Raw genomic sequence first — 14,748 nt, 5'->3', positions numbered from 1 at the left:
ACGTTGCCATGGACACATCTTGGTCGATCCCCGGGAAAACCAGCTTGAAGGCCTGGGACAAAAACTTGAATAATTGCGACATGGATACCGCCACGCCCGCCGCAATTCCGTCTTTCTCCTATGACGATGAGCTCAGCGGCCAGCCTCGGGGGAAACCCGCACTGACCGTGGGTATCGTGCTGCTGGACCAGTTCACGCTAGCCGCCTTTGCCGGCCTGGTGGACGTGCTGCGGCTGGCGGGCGACCACGGCGGACGCAGCCGCCAGATCCATACCGCGTGGCGCGTCATGAGCTGGGACGGCAAGCCGCGCTGTTCCAGCGCCGGCCTCACCATCGAGGTGGCAGACAGCCTGCCGGACGATCCCACGCAGTTCGACTATGTGGCGGTATGCGGCGGCAACGATTACTTCAACGGCCGCCTGCCCGAGCCGCTGCGCGACTGGCTGCGGCTGGCGGCGGTGCAGCGGGTGCGGCTCCTGGGCATCTGCACGGGCACCTTCGCGCTGGCGCAGGCGGACGTCATCGGGCCGCGCACGGTCTGCGTGCACTGGAACGTGCTGGACACGTTCCGCGAGCGCTTTCCCGACACCCGCGCGGTGGTGGACCGCCTGTTCGTGGATGAAGGCGACCTGATTTCCTGCGCCGGCTCCACGGCCGCCATCGATCTGGCCCTGTACCTGGTGGCGCGGCATTGCGGACGCGACAAGGCGCAACAGGCGATGCGCCACATGATGCTGCAAGGCGTGCGGCCGGGGCGCGTGCCGCAGGCCCATTTCCGCACGGACCTGTCGGGCATCCAGGACCTGCGCGTGCGCCAGGCCGCGCACTTCATCGAACAGCGCATCGACAACCCGCCGCCGCTGGATGCGATCGCGCGCTATGTCGGCGTGGGACGCAGGCAGCTGGAACGCGCGTTCCGGCTGGCCACGGGCATGTCGCCCATGGCGTTCCAGCGGCAGCTACGGCTGGAGTACGGCAGTTGGCTGCTGTTGAACAATCCCAGCAGCATCACGCAGATCGCGCTGGACTGCGGGTTTGCGGACGGCGCTCATTTTTCGCGCGATTTCCGCGCGCATTTCGGCCAGTCGCCGCGGCAGTATCAGCAGGCGGCCGGCCGCGAGGGCGGAATCAGCGTGTTTCCCGCGTAGGGCCTGCGCACGGCCGGTTCCGGCGCGGGCAGGCCCTGGGCTCATCAACGCAAGGAGACGGCATGACCTATGACCTTTGGTACTGGGACGGCATACCCGGACGCGGCGAATTCGTGCGCCTGGCGCTGGAAGCCGGCGGCATTCCCTATCGCGAATGCGCGCGCCAGCCGGGCGCCGACGAAGGCACGCTGGTCGCGGACCTGAGCTCGGCGCGCAAGCATCCTCCGTTCGCGCCGCCTTATCTGGTGGCGGGCAAGATGACGCTGGCGCAGACCGCCAACATCCTGCTGTTCCTGGGCGAAAAACACGGACTGGCGCCGGAATCGCTGGAGGGGCGGCTATGGGTGAACCAGCTGCAGCTCACCATCGCCGACATGGTGGCCGAGGCGCACGACACGCATCATCCGATTTCCGCCAGCGAATACTACGAAGACCAGAAAGTGGAGGCCAAGCGCCGCGCGCGCAGTTTCCGCGAAGAGCGCATGCCCAAGTTCCTGGGCTACTTCGAGCGCGTGCTGGACGGGCCGCAGGCCTGGCTGGCTGGCGGCAAGCGCTGGACCTATGTGGATCTGTCCTTGTTCCACCTGGTCGACGGCCTGCTCTACGCCTTTCCCAAACGCATGGCCACGCTGGCCATCCGCTATCCGAACGTCATGGCGCTGCATGCGCGCGTGGCGGCGCTGGCGGAATTGCAGCCTTATTTCGAAAGCGGCAGGCGCCTGCCCTTCGGGGAAGGAATCTTTCGCCAATATCGCGAATTGGACGCCGCTTGAGTTGGGGCAAACCCTCGTGTTGCTGAATGCCAATTTATTTTTGAGGGGTCTCTAGAAAATCTTGAGACTCCCTCATTTTTAAGATTAAATATTTGCAAATTGTTAGATAAATATATCCATTTGTCTCGCGGCAGATAGGTCGAACGGCATCAAACCACCCGATACCGGGTAGGAGACGTCACGATGAAATGGATTCCCCTCAGCCAACTGTTGCGCGCGGACCGCGGCATGCAGAAGGCGGACATGCTTGGGCAGATCGCAGCGATCCACAACGCCCAGGCCGTCGTCGAGTTCGACCTGGACGGCCACGTGCTGGCAGCGAACGCGAATTTCCTGACCACCATGGGCTATGCGCTGGACGAGATCGTCGGGCGGCATCACCGCATGTTCGTCGACCCCGGCGAGCGCGAGTCGGCCGCCTATGAGCAGTTCTGGGACCGGCTGCGGCGAGGCGAGCACGATGCCGGGCGCTACCGGCGGATTTGCCGGGATGGGCACGACGTCTGGTTGCAGGCGTCCTACAACCCGATCTTCGACCGCCGGCAGCGGCTGCTGAAGGTGGTCAAGTACGCCGTCGACATCACCGCGCAGCAGCAGCGGCAGGCGGACGTCGAGGGCCAGCTGGCGGCGATTTCCAAGGTGCAGGCCATCATCGAATTCGAGCTGGACGGCACCATCATCCGCGCCAACGATCTGTTCCTGGCCGCGGTGGGCTACCGCGCCGACGAGATCGTCGGCCGCCATCACAGCATGTTCGTGCCGCCGGAAGAGGCGCGCGGCGGGGCGTACAAGGAGTTCTGGCGCAAGCTGCGCAACGGCGAGCACGACACCGGCCAGTATCTGCGCATCGGCAAGGGCGGCCGCCAGGTCTGGATCGAGGCCAGCTACAACCCGATCTTCGATGCCGAGGGCAGGCCGGTCAAGGTCGTCAAGTACGCCACCGACATCACGCGGCGCTTCACCGCCGCCCAGACCCTGCGTGTCGCGGTCCAGGGCCTGACCGAAAACGCGGAACGCGCGGGCCAGGCCAATACGCTGGCGCAGGACGCCTGTCGCGTGGCGGAGCAGGGCGGCAACACGGTGCAGGACGTGGTGCGGACCATGGGCGGAATCACCCAGAGTTCGCGCCGCATCTCGGAGATCATCGGGGTCATGGACGGGATCGCCTTCCAGACCAACATCCTGGCCTTGAACGCCGCGGTCGAGGCGGCCCGCGCCGGCTCGCACGGCAAGGGCTTTGCCGTCGTGGCGGCCGAGGTCCGCAGCCTGGCGCAGAACAGCGCCGCCGCCGCCAAGGAGATCAAGACGCTGATCACGTCCTCGGTCGAGCAGGTCGAGAGCGGAGCGCGCCAGGTGCAGTCGGCCGGCACGACCATGGACGACATCGTGGCCTCATCCCGCCGCGTCACCCAGATCATGGCCGAGGTGGTCGAGGTATCGCTGGCCCAGTCCGCCAAGCTGGGCGAGGTGACCGAGGACATCACGCAGCGCGCCGGCGCGGCGGAAAGCCAGGCGCCGCGCCGCGCCCTGCCGGCCGAGACGATCAGACCGGTCGCGCCGGCCCTCCGCGCCCGGCCGGCCGCCAACGCGCCGCTGCAAGCCCAGGCGGAATTGCAGTACGTGTGTTACTGAGGCCGGGACCTAAGACCTGGACCAGAGGCCCGGACCAGAGGCACGGTCCTCAAGAGGCCGATGCGCTATAAAGACGGTATTGATCTGAACCCGCAGGCCCGGGCAGGAGCCATTCCGCCCGGGCCGCGTCATTTGCGGCAACCGTCCATGACCGAATCCGAAGCCCTGGCTCTCGCCTCGCACCGCCATTACAAGGGCGGCCTTTATCTCTACCTGGGCACCGCCCGCCACTCCGAGACCGAGGAGTCCCTGGTCGTCTACGAACACCTGTGGCCACACGAGCGCGGGCTGTGGGTGCGCCCGGCGGAAATGTTCTTCGGCCAGATGCCCGACGGCACGCCGCGTTTCGCGCCCTTGCGGCCGGCGGAGTAAGGCCGTGACGTTCTTCTACCGGCGGCCGCGCGCGGGCAGCCCGGCCGCGGCGCCGGCGCGCAAGCCGGGGGCCGAAACCCTGACCGCCGCGCTGCATGCCTTGCGCGGCCCCTTCATCGTGGCCGACCTGGAAACCACCGGCCTGTCCACGGCGACGTGCGAAATCCTGGAATTCGCCGCGGTCCGCGTCGGCGCCGAGGGTACGCTGGAGCGCGAGTACACGCAGGTCGTGCGCACGCGCGGTCCAGTGCCGCCCTTCATCAGCAGGCTGACCGGCATCACGCAGGCGGAAGTCGACCGTCACGGCGTGCCGGTGAGGCAGGCGTTTTCCAGCTTTCTCGATTTCGTCGAAGACCTGCCGGTGTTTTTCCACAATGCTTCGTTCGACCGGCGCTTCCTGGGCGCGGCGGCCGAGCAGACCGGCATGCCGTTTTCCAACCCCACGCATTGCACCCTGGCGCTGGCCCGGCGCGCGTGGCCCGAGCTGCCGTCGCACAAGCTGGAAATCCTGGCGCGCCACGTGGGCGCCTCCGATCCCACTCACCGTGCGCTGGCCGACGTGCGCACGACCGTGGCCGTGGCGCTGGCAGCCAGTTCCCGCCTGGCGGCGGGCTAGGAGCGCCGATGTCCGACCTGGAACAGATCCGGCTCGCCGTGCGCCGGTTTACCGAGGAACGGGATTGGCAGCCGTTCCATACGCCGAAGAACCTGGCGATGGCCTTGGCCGGGGAGGCGGGCGAGCTCGTGTCCCTGTTCCAATGGCTGAGCGAGGACGCTTCGCGCCAGATGCCGCCGGAAAAGCTGGCCGACGTTGCGGACGAGATAGCCGATGTGCAGATGTACCTGGTGGCCCTGGCGGACCAGCTCGGCATCGATATCGCGGATGCCGTTGCCGGCAAGATGGTCAAGAATGCGCGGAAGTATCCGGCCGACGTGTTCCGCGGCAGCGCGCGCAAGTACGACGATCCGCCCGAACAGGCTTGATGGCGGCGGCGCGTCTTGCGCCGCCGGCCGGTCTTGCCGTCAGATCACTTTCTGCTCGTGATGCACTTGGGGCGGCTCGACGAAGAAGCCCGCCACCAGCTTGCGCCATTCCTGGAAATCGCTGGATTCGCGGAAATCCACCATGTGGTTTTCGACGGTTTCCCAGTCCACGACCAGCGTGTAGCGCTGCGGCTGTTCGATGCTGCGGTATAGCTCGACGCCATGGCAGCCGCGGGCGCGCAGGAAGTACGGCTTTGCCTGCGCGACGCCGGCCTCGAACAGCGCTTCCTGTCCTTCGCGGACATGGATGCTGGCAATCTCCTGGATCATGGTCTTGTCTCCCTACGGATAAGGCCGGGTAGCGCCCGGCCGGCCGCCGTAGTATCGCTGAAAATCCCGGGCGGCACGCTCGAGTCCCTGTTGCGCCTAGGGTGTGCGCGCTAGGGAAGTTGCCCGAGTCAGGCTCCCTCCATCCCATCCATAAAGTTGAAAATCCGGCTTCGCCACGCAGGCGGCGGCTGTCCGCTCTCGTCCATACGCACGGTGCGGGCGCAAGATTCCCCTAAATTTGGCTGAATGTTTTCGGGCTGCTTCTCCTCCTGCGGAACTCGGTCGCCCGTTTAACCGATATCGACTTGCCTAGGACGGCGCAATCATTCCGTACCAATACGAAAGTCCCACGCCTTTCGTCATGGATCTGGCGTGGTGCTGAGCGGTAACGGTCCGCGCCGGTCGGTCGCCGGTAATCGTGAATCCGTGCTTGCACGGAGCAGGAGGAGCTCAAATGAAAAAGCTCGCAGCAGCCGCCGCGTTGTCCTTGTTCGCCGCCTCGGCCTTTGCCGCAGGCCAGGTCGGCGGATCGGTGACGGGCCACGCCGGCGCAATCAATGGCACGGCATCATCCATCTCCACCGGTAGTTCGGTGGCCGCCACCCAGATCAACGGCTATGGCACTTCCAGCCAGGTGTCGTTCGGCATGACGGGCGGCGTTTCGGAAGTCGGAGGCACCTTCAACCGGGACGGCACGCAAGTCGTCACCAGCACGCGGCAGTACGCCAATAGCGATTCGTCGGGCTCCATGACGGGCAACGCGCCCATCATGGTGGGCGACAGCATCGCCAACGGCAGCGCCACGTTTGCCAAGACGGATACCAGCGCTTCGGCGACGGGATCATTCCATGCGGTGAACGTGGGAGCTTTCGGATCGATACACGGCATCGGCCCGGTGGGCGGCGTCGGCGGTTTCAATCACTGACCCAAGGAACCGGACGGCCCCGGCCGTCCGGTGTGGGGGGACATCATGAAGACTTTAGTGCTTGCCATTTCCCTGTCGCTGGCTGCGTTTTCCGCCAGCGCCCAGACCAGCAGTTCCAGCGCGACGACGTCGGCGTCATCGGGTTCGACCAACGCCGGCAACAACCAGGGCATCACGCTGAACTCCAACAACAGCGGGACCAGCACGGTGCGCAGCGTGCCGCCCTTGGGCGGACAGAGTTTCTACGGTTCCTTTTCGTCCGACAGCTGCATGGTCTCGGCGGGAGGCGGCGGCGCCGTGGTGGGTTTCGGCATGAACGTCGCAATTCCGATCGAGGATCAGAAGTGCAGCCTGCGGCGCAACTTCGAACGCACCATGCAGGCGGCGGCATCGACCAAGGACGCGGATCGTTCGCGCCGCCTGGAGACCGCGGCCATCGACATCCTGTGCCAGACCGACGACCGCACCAAGGCGGCGCTGGTGGCGCAGGGACTGTGCACCAATCCCGCCTTGACGACGGCGGACCATCGTTTCGACAGCAGCGCGGTCGCGCAAACGGCGCCTTCGGGTCCGGTCGTGGCCGACCGGCCGGCGCCGGCGCAACCCCCTGTGCCGGAGGCGCAGGCTTATCCGGTGCGCAGCGTGCAGAGCGCCGCGCTGTCCGTGCCGCCGCTGCGCAATCGGACATACGCCGACCTGTACTCGCCGGGCTGAACTTGCAGGGCTTGAGTTTGCCGGGTTGGGTTCGCCGGGCTGAGTTTGCCCGGCTGAGTTTGCCCGATTAAGGCGGCGCGCCCCGGTCCGCCTGCTGCGGGCCGCGGGCGTGGCGGAAAGCGCGGCGTTTAGGTCTGGGCGGGCGGCGCCACCGCGAGGGGCGCCGCCGGCTGCGGCGCCGAGGCCAGCAGCATGGTGGGCGGCGACGATACTTCCAGGCCGGCGTCGTGCAGGCGCTTGAGCACGGTGAACAGCAGGGCGCTGCGCACGCCATAGGCCGCGCGCGGCGACGAGACGTAGCCCTTGGCGTTGAAGATCAGGTGTCCGCCGTCGATGCCGTCCAGGAACACATTGGGCGCCGGCGTGTCCAGCACGTCCTCATGGTCCGAGAAAGCCTGCAGGATCAGTTCGCGCACCTGCTCGGCGTCGGTGGACAGCGGCATGGGCAGCTTGATCTGCACCAGGCCAAGCGGATTCGAGCGGGTCACGTTGCGCACGGTCTTGGTGACGAACTCCGAGTTCGGGACGATCACCGTGGAGCGGTCGCCCATCTGGATTTCCGTGGCGCGGACGTTGATGCGCAGGATGTCGCCTTCCACGCCGCCCAGCGAAACCCAGTCGCCGACCTTGACGGGACGTTCCGCCAGCAGGATCAGGCCCGAGACGAAGTTCTGCACCACCGCCTGCAGGCCGAAACCGATACCCACGGACAGCGCGCTCGCGATCCAGGCCACGCGTTCCAGGCCGATGCCCGCCGCCGAGAGCGACAGCGCCACCGCGATCACGAAGCCGGCATAGCCGAACAGCGTGGCGGCCGACAGCTGCATGCCGGGGTCCAGCTCGGTCGTGGGCAGGTAGCGGTTGGACAGCCAGCGCTTGAGCATCTTTACCGCGAGCAGCGACAGCGCCAGCACCATCAGCGCCTGCAGCACGGCGCCCGGACGGATCTGGGCCTCGCCGATCGCCAGGCCCTTGCGCAGCTGGTCGAAGCGCTGCAGCAGGTCCATCGGCGCTTCGCCGAAGGGCGCCAGCAGCAGGATGACAGCCAGCAGGCCGACGGCCACCCGGCCCACGCCGGACAGCAGCACGGCCGCCTGGTCGCGCATGCTGGGCGCTTCGTGGTCGCCGCCGTCGCGGTGCGAGGTGCCCAGCAGCGTGCTGAAGCCATCCTCGATCAGCGTGGACAGCAGATAGGCGGACGCCAGCACGATCAGCACCCACAGTACCTGCTTGACCAGGAAGCTGCCGAAGGCCACGTAGCCGGCCAGCAGGCTGGCCAGGCTCAGGATCAGCACGGTCCAGACCGCGCCCAGCAGCAAGGACACCCAGAAAGGGATCGGCGCGTCGTTCTCCTGCATGGCCTGGCGCCGCAGCCGGCGGCTGATGGCCAGCACCGCGCCCAGCGTCGCCATCGTCAGGACGGCGACGATGCCGGTCAGCGTGATGGTGGTGGTCAGGCTGGCGTTCAGCAGCACCGGCAGGCGCTCGGCCAGCCAGATCATCACCACCAGTACGCCCAGCACGCCGGGCAGCCAGCGCAGGCGCGTCGCTACCGCGTCGCTGATGGGCGGCAGGCGCCACGACGGCCGGTTCGCGGACAGCAGCGCATAGCCCAGTCCGGACACATAGCCGCCGAAACAGACCGTGGCGACCAGGTTCGCCAGCAGCGACGAGGTGTTGTCGCTGAGCTGGGAATTCCAGTCCAGCCCCATGTGGATCAGCAGCGCGATGACGCCGGGCGTGGCCACGGCCAGGACCAGGTGCGTGACTGCCAGGAAGGAGCGGCGCAGGCGTCCGGGCGGGACCCGGGTGGCCGTCACTCGCAGCAGGATCCGGCCGATGGCCACGCGCAGGGCGATCGCCAGCGCGATCGCGGAGCCCAGCAGCAGCCAGCCCCATTTGGGCGTTTGCCCGACGGCGGTGGACAGGTCGTCACGCAGGACTTCCAGGCGCTCCAGGTCGCGCGGGAATTCCTCGCGGAACTCGGTCCAGAATTGGTCGGACAGGAATGAGTCGCGCCGTTCGCCCAGGCGCGCCTGGAACTGCGTGCGCCGTTGCGCCGAAATCTGTTCGGCGGTCTGGCCGGCATCCACGGACAGCAGCCTGGCCAGCTTGATCTGGGCGTCCAGCGCCCGGCTGTTCTTTTCCAGCTGCATGCGCTGGGCCGCCACGTCGAGCGCTTCCTTGACGCCTTCCGGCGGCGAACCCAGTTCGCTCAGCCGGGCCGTCACGCTGGACAACTGCGGAGTCAGGGCCTCGGCCGCCGCGTCGGCCTTGGACTGGATGTCCAACGCGTCGCCGCGCTGCTTGACCAGGGTGGCGTCATCGGTTTCGTCGGCGACCCGCTTGCGGATGTCGTCGATCTGCTTGCGCGCGGCGGCCAGCGTGGCTTCCGTGTCGGCGGGTGTGGGGGGCGCCGCGGCGTGGGCCGGCAGCAGGAACAGCGCCAGCAGCAGCGCCGCCAGCAACGCCACGAAAACGGAGTGGCGCGCGCGGCGGTCGCGCGCGGGCAGGGGAAGGAAAGTCTGTGTCATGTTTCAGGGCGAGTGGCTCGCATCGAGGCGGGAGCATAGCAAGCCGCCGCCCTGTCCGTTGCAACAAAAACGAGCGCTGTGGCCCCCTTTTTCGAGGACGCCGCGAGCCTTGGGGAGACCGCGCGGACCGGGGGGGGAGAAACAGGGTCGGATAGGCGGCAGGGCCTGGTCTCCGGTCCAGCGACCGGGTTTGCCCGCAAACCAAGTTTACGAGGCCAACGTTTGGAAGCAACTCAGTCTGGAAGGAACTGGGTCTGGGAAGAAGCTCAGTCCGGAAGGAACTCAGTCTGGAAGGAACCCGGTCTGGAAGGAACCCAGTCTGGCAGCGGCTCAGGCCGGTCTTGGTAGCAACGCTGGCCGGCTCTGGCTGCAGCTCAGGCTGGCAGGGCGCCGCGTTGCGGGCCTTTTTTCGGCTTGCCCAGCACGGCGTCGCACACGTCCAGCCAGGCTCGGGCGGCATAGGACAGGTAGCCGGACTGCTGCCATATATGGCCGACTTCCCACTGCATGCCCGACTTGGCGAGCTTCGCCGTGCTCAGGCCGCGCGTCTTCATGCGCTGCATCAGGGGTTCGGGCAGCAGCGCCACGCCCAGGCCGGCGGAGGCCATCGCCACCAGGAAGTCCCAGTGCGCGCTCTGGGCCGCGATGCCGGGCTGGAAGCCGGCGTCGGCAAAGGCCTGCCGCAGGCGGCGCGTCATGGCGAAGTCGTCCGTGGGTATCAATAGCCGCGCGTCGCGCAGGGCGGCGAGCGGCAGCGAGGTCTTGCCGGCCCAGGGCGCGTCGGGCGGGCCTATCACCCAGATCGGGTAGCTGCCGAAAGGCTGGACGGCCAGGCCGCTGTCCGGCGCCACGGGCAGGATGGTCGCGCCCAGTTCCAGCTCGCCGCTTGCGACCAGGCCTTCCACCGCCTGGCCGGTACCTTCGCGCAGGGTCAGGTGGATGTCCGGGTGCAGCTCGCGGAAGCGCTTGACCACCGGCGTGAACAGCAGATTGATCATGGGCGGAATGCCGACCTCCAGCGCGCCGCGGCGCAGGTCCGCGGTCTGGCGCAATTCTTCCTGCAGCTGGCGCATCGTTTCCAGCACTTGCAGGCCGCGCTGGTACATGACCCGGCCGGTGTCGGTGGGGCGGGCCGTGTGGCCGTCGCGGATCAGCAGCGGCGTGCCGGCTTCTTCTTCCAGCTGGCGGATCATCTTGCTCACCGTCGACTGCGTGACGAAGAGCGCCTTGGCCGCCTGCGTGAAGCTGGCGTGCCTGACGGTTTCGACGAAGTACCGCAATGCGCGCACGTCCATGGACCGGGATTTCCTTGCGCAACGCGCAGAACATTCAAACGATGAAAAAAGCGACTGGTTTGGATGATTTTAAGTCATTACGAGATTTGAGCCGGCCTTCCTATACTGCCGAAAATTCGTTCCCTGGCAGCCAAGTCGCGGCCAGGGAACCTCGGGAAACGCCGCGTCAGACGGCGCCTGGGCGCCAAGGCGGCGACGCCGCGCCCCGCCGCTGGCCATAGGCCCTTAATTCTGGAGACACCATGCATCTCGACCGTATCCGCCACCCTGGGCTGCGCGCCAAGATCACTTCCGCCGATCAGGCGGCCTTGCTGGTTCAGGACGGCATGACCGTCGGCATGAGCGGTTTCACCCGCGCGGGCGACTGTAAATCGGTGCCGGCGGCGCTGGCGGCCCGCGCCGAGCGCGAGCCGTTCTCCATCACGCTGATCACCGGCGCCTCGCTGGGCCACGACACGGACAAGATGCTGGCTCAGGCCAACGCGCTGGCGCGCCGCATGCCGTTCCAGGTTGACACGACCCTGCGGCGCAAGATCAACCAGGGCGAGATCGCCTTCATCGACCAGCATCTGTCCGAGACTGTCGAGCAATTGCGCGCCGGCCACATCGGTCCGATCAACGTGGCCATCATCGAGGCTGCCGCCATCACCGAGACCGGCTCCATCGTGCCGACGATGTCGGTGGGAAATTCCGCTTCCTTTGCGCAGCAGGCGGACAAGATCATCGTCGAACTGAACATGAGCGTGCCGGCCGCCATCGAAGGCCTGCACGACATCTACGTGCCCGGCGACCGGCCGGCGCGCAAGCCCATCGGCCTGGTGTCGGCGGACCAGCGCATCGGCCAGACGTTCATCGAAGTGGACCCGTCCAAGATCGCAGCCATCGTCATCACGCAGGAGCCGGACAGCCCGTCCAATGCCTTGCCGCCCGATGAGGAAACCAATGCCATCGCCGGCCACATCAACGCCTTCCTTCGGCGCGAGGTCGACGCAGGCCGCCTGACGAACGAGCTGCTGCCGCTGCAGGCAGGCATCGGCACCATCGCCAACGCGGTGCTGCACGGCTTCGAGTCGTCCAGCTTCGAGAACCTGACGATGTACTCCGAAGTGCTGCAGGACAGCGCGATCGAGCTGCTGGACCAGGGCAAGCTGGCGTTCGCGTCCGCTTCGTCCATCACGGTGTCCAAGCCGGTCTATGAAAAGATCCTGGCCAATATGGAGCACTACCGCGAACGCATCGTGCTGCGTCCGCAGGAGATCAGCAATGCGCCCGAGATTGTCCGCCGCCTGGGCATCATCGCCATCAACACGGCGCTGGAATTCGACATCTACGGCAATGTGAACTCCACGCACGTGGGCGGCACGCACATGATGAACGGCATCGGCGGATCGGGGGATTTCGCGCGCAATGCGCACCTGGCGATCTTCGTGTCCAAGTCCATGGCCAAGAACGGCGACATCTCCAGCGTGGTGCCCATGGTGTCCCATGTGGATCACACCGAGCACGACGTGGACGTGCTGGTCACGGAATGCGGCCTGGCGGACCTGCGCGGCCTGGCCCCGCGCGAGCGCGCCCGCGCCGTCATCCAGCATTGCGTGCACCCGTCGTACCGCGAGGCCTTGCAGGACTATTTCGACCGGGCTTGCGAGCGCGGCGGGCAGACCCCGCATCTGCTGGAGGAAGCGTTCTCCTGGCATCAGCGCTTCAACGAAACCGATACGATGCGGCCGGCCAAACCGGCTGCGCGCAAGGTGGCCTGAGAGGCCTCCCGCGAACTGTGGCTGCCGCCGCCGCGGCGCCTGCCGGTTCATCCGTGCGTAGCGGATTCCGGTCTGCGGATCGTGGTTTCCGCAGGGCGCCGCGATTTGGTAGGGGTAAAGGAGCTCTGGCTGCTTTACCTTTTTTTTCGCCTATTGATCCTTGCAGGAATCGGACGGGGGCGCGGTCAGGTTGTGGCGCGACATCTCCAGCTCGTCGCGCAGCCACTGTTTCAACTCGACCAGGGGCGCCCAATCGCGCAGGCTGGGCCGGTAGACCAAGTGATAGGTCTGCGCTTGTTCATATTCGATGCTGACCGGCGACACCTGCACCAGCCGGCCCGCGCACAACGCGTCCGCGGCCAGCAGCTGGCGGCCCAGGGTGATGCCCAGTCCTTGCTCGGCCGCCTGCATCATCATGCCCGCATCGTTGAACGACGCCACCGGGTTGACCGGCGTATTCAGGCCTGCGGCGTTGAACCAGTATTGCCATAGTTCGCGCTCGCCCAGCAGGGGTTGGCGCGACAGGGTCTCGGGCGTGTTGTCGGGCAGCGCGGCCGCCGTCTCCGGCGACGCCAGGACGATCAGCGGCAAGGGGGTATCGAACAGGGGTTCCGATTCCACGCCCGCCCAGGGGCCGCGTCCGAAGCGCAGGGCGGCGTGGAAGCCGTCGCGCAGCAGATCCACCAGTTGCTGCGAAGTCTCTATCTCCAGCGTCAAACCCGGATTGCGGGCGCGCCACCGCGCCATGCGCGGCAGCAGCCAGCGCTGGGCGAAGGAGGGCAGCACCGACACGCGCAGGCGTTGCTCGCTGCCGGTGGCCGCGGCCGACGCCGCCATCGTTCCTTCATCCAGCAAGGCCATCGCGCCTTGCACGCTGCACAACAACGCGGCTCCAGCGGTATTCAGCACGATGCCGCGGCCGCTACGCTCGAACAAGGGAAAGCCGAGCTGGGTTTCCAGCACCTTGATCTGCTGGCTGACGGCGCTATGCGTCAGGTGCAGCCGTTCAGCTGCCGCGCGCAGATTCTGCAGCTCGGCCACGGCGCGGAAAGCGGGGAGAGTACTCAAGGGCAGGCGCATGGCAGGAACCGGAGTTTAGGTGATTGGTCATCATAGCTTACCGATAACCCCAGAACAATTCGATTTTCAGGCAAGCATTGGGCGAATACGCTTACCAAAGTGCATAAACACCTGGAGCCCATCATGTCTGCACAGCTTTGCACCTCATCTTCCCCGGCCCTAGTGGCTGTGCCCAGGGAGCGGCAGCAATCCACGCCCAAGCCTGACGCGGCGCCGGCCGTCGAGTTCGCTGCTCCCCGCCGCAGCCTCATCGCGACGCTCTTCGAGGCCTTGCGCCAGCGCCGCAACAAGGCGCGGATGCGCAAACTGGCGGCGGACCTGGATGAGCACATGCTGCAGGACCTGGGCGCTCCCTCCTGGCTGTTGAACGAAGCCGCCGTCAAGCGCGACCTGGCGCGGTTCCGCGACGCCGACTACATCCGCTGGTAGGCGGCCCGCCGCCTGCGTCGGCCCCGTTCTTTCTATATCGCTATATATAGAGAGACCGGGGCCGTCGTCTTTCGCGGCTTCCCCGCCCGGACGCCGGCATGAGGAAATTCAAGAAATTCTTGGCTCCGACGCGTGACGGGCGAAAAACTTGTGCTATAGTCTCGCTCCTTCGCAGTTCGGGCGGTTTTGAACGGCGAAGCCAAGCAAGCACTACAGGTCAGGCAAGGTCATCCAAGCCGGTCTGCCGCAAGGAAATCAGAAATGAGAGCCAAGCGGTTGTTGCATGGGTTGCAGCAAGTTAGGCAAAAGCCAGTTGCGCAATCTGCAAAAATAGTGTTAATATCTTGGGCTTGGCAGTTGCCGAAAAATTAGGGTTAACCCTGATATTTCGATAGCTGCTAAGGAGAGGCGGGCCTGAGGAGGTCGCAAGCAAGAAGGCGAAACGATGGATGTGACGCCGACTTGACAAGCGATAAAAACTTCTTCATAATCTCGTTTCTCTGCTGCTGACACGGCGATGTCGCGAAGGCGACGGAGCGTGAAGTTGGTAGCAAGATGCAGTAAGAAGTACAGAATTTAGCAGTACCGCTCTTTAACAATTAAACAACCGATAAGTGTGGGCGCTTGATGCGAGTGCATAGTGGCTTCGGTCACAAAGCACAATGAAATCAAGTGCTCACTAGAAGTGAAGTACCTTAGATGTCAAGTCTAAGCACATACCTCACTTCCTTTGAGTAGCGACGTATGACTCGACCCTTTCGGGGGTTAAGAA

14 protein-coding genes are annotated in these 14,748 nt (G+C 65.9%); 10 read left to right on the top strand and 4 right to left on the bottom strand.

Features of this window, described 5'->3' with window-relative positions:
- The first annotated feature begins 80 nt into the window (after positions 1 to 80).
- The 6 genes from HWY37_RS24730 (at position 81) to HWY37_RS24705 (ending at position 4,909) form a co-directional block, all read left to right on the top strand.
- Entirely contained in the window at positions 81 to 1,148 is a 1,068-nt protein-coding gene (locus HWY37_RS24730) for a GlxA family transcriptional regulator (protein ID WP_175210997.1), read from the top strand.
- Positions 1,149 to 1,210: 62 nt separating this feature from the next.
- Positions 1,211 to 1,921 carry a glutathione S-transferase gene (locus HWY37_RS24725; RefSeq protein ID WP_175210995.1) on the top strand — a complete coding sequence of 237 codons (711 nt, stop codon included), beginning with the start codon at positions 1,211 to 1,213 and terminating at the stop codon, positions 1,919 to 1,921.
- A 183-nt stretch (positions 1,922 to 2,104) separates the two neighbouring features.
- Positions 2,105 to 3,553 (top strand): methyl-accepting chemotaxis protein, encoded by a 1,449-nt coding sequence (locus tag HWY37_RS24720; protein ID WP_176090077.1) that lies wholly within the window; start codon positions 2,105 to 2,107, stop codon positions 3,551 to 3,553.
- Positions 3,554 to 3,700: 147 nt separating this feature from the next.
- Entirely contained in the window at positions 3,701 to 3,925 is a 225-nt protein-coding gene (locus HWY37_RS24715; protein ID WP_176090076.1) for a DUF1653 domain-containing protein, read from the top strand.
- A 79-nt stretch (positions 3,926 to 4,004) separates the two neighbouring features.
- The gene (locus tag HWY37_RS24710; protein ID WP_246302406.1) at positions 4,005 to 4,541 is read left to right on the top strand and encodes a 3'-5' exonuclease; all 537 of its coding nucleotides are present in this window, start codon (positions 4,005 to 4,007) and stop codon (positions 4,539 to 4,541) included.
- An 8-nt stretch (positions 4,542 to 4,549) separates the two neighbouring features.
- Positions 4,550 to 4,909 carry a nucleotide pyrophosphohydrolase gene (locus HWY37_RS24705; RefSeq protein WP_175210987.1) on the top strand — a complete coding sequence of 120 codons (360 nt, stop codon included), beginning with the start codon at positions 4,550 to 4,552 and terminating at the stop codon, positions 4,907 to 4,909.
- 39 nt (positions 4,910 to 4,948) lie between these two features.
- On the opposite strand, the gene HWY37_RS24700 is transcribed toward HWY37_RS24705, so the two are convergent.
- Positions 4,949 to 5,239, bottom strand: a complete 291-nt coding sequence (locus HWY37_RS24700; protein ID WP_175210985.1) for an antibiotic biosynthesis monooxygenase family protein — start codon at positions 5,237 to 5,239, stop codon at positions 4,949 to 4,951.
- A 454-nt stretch (positions 5,240 to 5,693) separates the two neighbouring features.
- Here HWY37_RS24700 and HWY37_RS24695 point away from each other — a divergent pair, with 454 nt between their 5' ends.
- Positions 5,694 to 6,164 carry a hypothetical protein gene (locus HWY37_RS24695; RefSeq protein ID WP_175210983.1) on the top strand — a complete coding sequence of 157 codons (471 nt, stop codon included), beginning with the start codon at positions 5,694 to 5,696 and terminating at the stop codon, positions 6,162 to 6,164.
- 45 nt (positions 6,165 to 6,209) lie between these two features.
- Entirely contained in the window at positions 6,210 to 6,878 is a 669-nt protein-coding gene (locus tag HWY37_RS24690) for a hypothetical protein (RefSeq protein ID WP_175210981.1), read from the top strand.
- 128 nt (positions 6,879 to 7,006) lie between these two features.
- On the opposite strand, the gene HWY37_RS24685 is transcribed toward HWY37_RS24690, so the two are convergent.
- Both HWY37_RS24685 and HWY37_RS24680 read right to left on the bottom strand, forming a co-directional pair.
- The gene (locus tag HWY37_RS24685) at positions 7,007 to 9,412 is read right to left on the bottom strand and encodes a DUF3772 domain-containing protein (protein ID WP_176090075.1); all 2,406 of its coding nucleotides are present in this window, start codon (positions 9,410 to 9,412) and stop codon (positions 7,007 to 7,009) included.
- Between the two features lie 374 nt (positions 9,413 to 9,786).
- A complete protein-coding gene (locus HWY37_RS24680) occupies positions 9,787 to 10,707 on the bottom strand; it encodes a LysR family transcriptional regulator (protein ID WP_176090074.1) in 921 nt (306 codons plus the stop codon).
- 242 nt (positions 10,708 to 10,949) lie between these two features.
- On the opposite strand from HWY37_RS24680, the gene scpC reads away from it, so the two are divergent.
- Positions 10,950 to 12,467 (top strand): succinyl-CoA:acetate CoA-transferase ScpC, encoded by a 1,518-nt coding sequence (gene scpC / locus HWY37_RS24675; protein WP_176090073.1) that lies wholly within the window; start codon positions 10,950 to 10,952, stop codon positions 12,465 to 12,467.
- 150 nt (positions 12,468 to 12,617) lie between these two features.
- Here scpC and HWY37_RS24670 read toward each other — a convergent pair whose 3' ends face one another.
- Positions 12,618 to 13,547: a LysR substrate-binding domain-containing protein gene (locus tag HWY37_RS24670; RefSeq protein WP_176090072.1), complete on the bottom strand. Its 930-nt coding sequence runs from the start codon at positions 13,545 to 13,547 to the stop codon at positions 12,618 to 12,620.
- 123 nt (positions 13,548 to 13,670) lie between these two features.
- Between HWY37_RS24670 and HWY37_RS34685 the strand changes: the two genes are divergently transcribed.
- Entirely contained in the window at positions 13,671 to 13,976 is a 306-nt protein-coding gene (locus HWY37_RS34685) for a hypothetical protein (RefSeq protein ID WP_246302399.1), read from the top strand.
- Positions 13,977 to 14,748: the final 772 nt, after the last annotated feature.

This window comes from Achromobacter anxifer, assembly GCF_903652925.1.
Taxonomy (GTDB): Bacteria; Pseudomonadota; Gammaproteobacteria; order Burkholderiales; family Burkholderiaceae_B; genus Achromobacter; species Achromobacter anxifer.
The sequence above is the reverse complement of the archived record's forward strand: the minus strand, read 5'-3'. Positions and strand labels throughout refer to the sequence as shown.

Bases quoted from the DNA above. Each gene is read 5' to 3' on its own strand.
- HWY37_RS24730 (WP_175210997.1), top strand. From the start codon at position 81: ATGGATACCGCCACGCCCGCCGCAATTCCGTCTTTCTCCTATGACGAT.
- HWY37_RS24725 (WP_175210995.1), top strand. From the start codon at position 1,211: ATGACCTATGACCTTTGGTACTGGGACGGCATACCCGGACGCGGCGAA.
- HWY37_RS24720 (WP_176090077.1), top strand. From the start codon at position 2,105: ATGAAATGGATTCCCCTCAGCCAACTGTTGCGCGCGGACCGCGGCATG.
- HWY37_RS24715 (WP_176090076.1), top strand. From the start codon at position 3,701: ATGACCGAATCCGAAGCCCTGGCTCTCGCCTCGCACCGCCATTACAAG.
- HWY37_RS24705 (WP_175210987.1), top strand. From the start codon at position 4,550: ATGTCCGACCTGGAACAGATCCGGCTCGCCGTGCGCCGGTTTACCGAG.
- HWY37_RS24700 (WP_175210985.1), bottom strand. From the start codon at position 5,239: ATGATCCAGGAGATTGCCAGCATCCATGTCCGCGAAGGACAGGAAGCG.
- HWY37_RS24695 (WP_175210983.1), top strand. From the start codon at position 5,694: ATGAAAAAGCTCGCAGCAGCCGCCGCGTTGTCCTTGTTCGCCGCCTCG.
- HWY37_RS24690 (WP_175210981.1), top strand. From the start codon at position 6,210: ATGAAGACTTTAGTGCTTGCCATTTCCCTGTCGCTGGCTGCGTTTTCC.
- HWY37_RS24685 (WP_176090075.1), bottom strand. From the start codon at position 9,412: ATGACACAGACTTTCCTTCCCCTGCCCGCGCGCGACCGCCGCGCGCGC.
- HWY37_RS24680 (WP_176090074.1), bottom strand. From the start codon at position 10,707: ATGGACGTGCGCGCATTGCGGTACTTCGTCGAAACCGTCAGGCACGCC.
- scpC (WP_176090073.1), top strand. From the start codon at position 10,950: ATGCATCTCGACCGTATCCGCCACCCTGGGCTGCGCGCCAAGATCACT.
- HWY37_RS24670 (WP_176090072.1), bottom strand. From the start codon at position 13,547: ATGCGCCTGCCCTTGAGTACTCTCCCCGCTTTCCGCGCCGTGGCCGAG.
- HWY37_RS34685 (WP_246302399.1), top strand. From the start codon at position 13,671: ATGTCTGCACAGCTTTGCACCTCATCTTCCCCGGCCCTAGTGGCTGTG.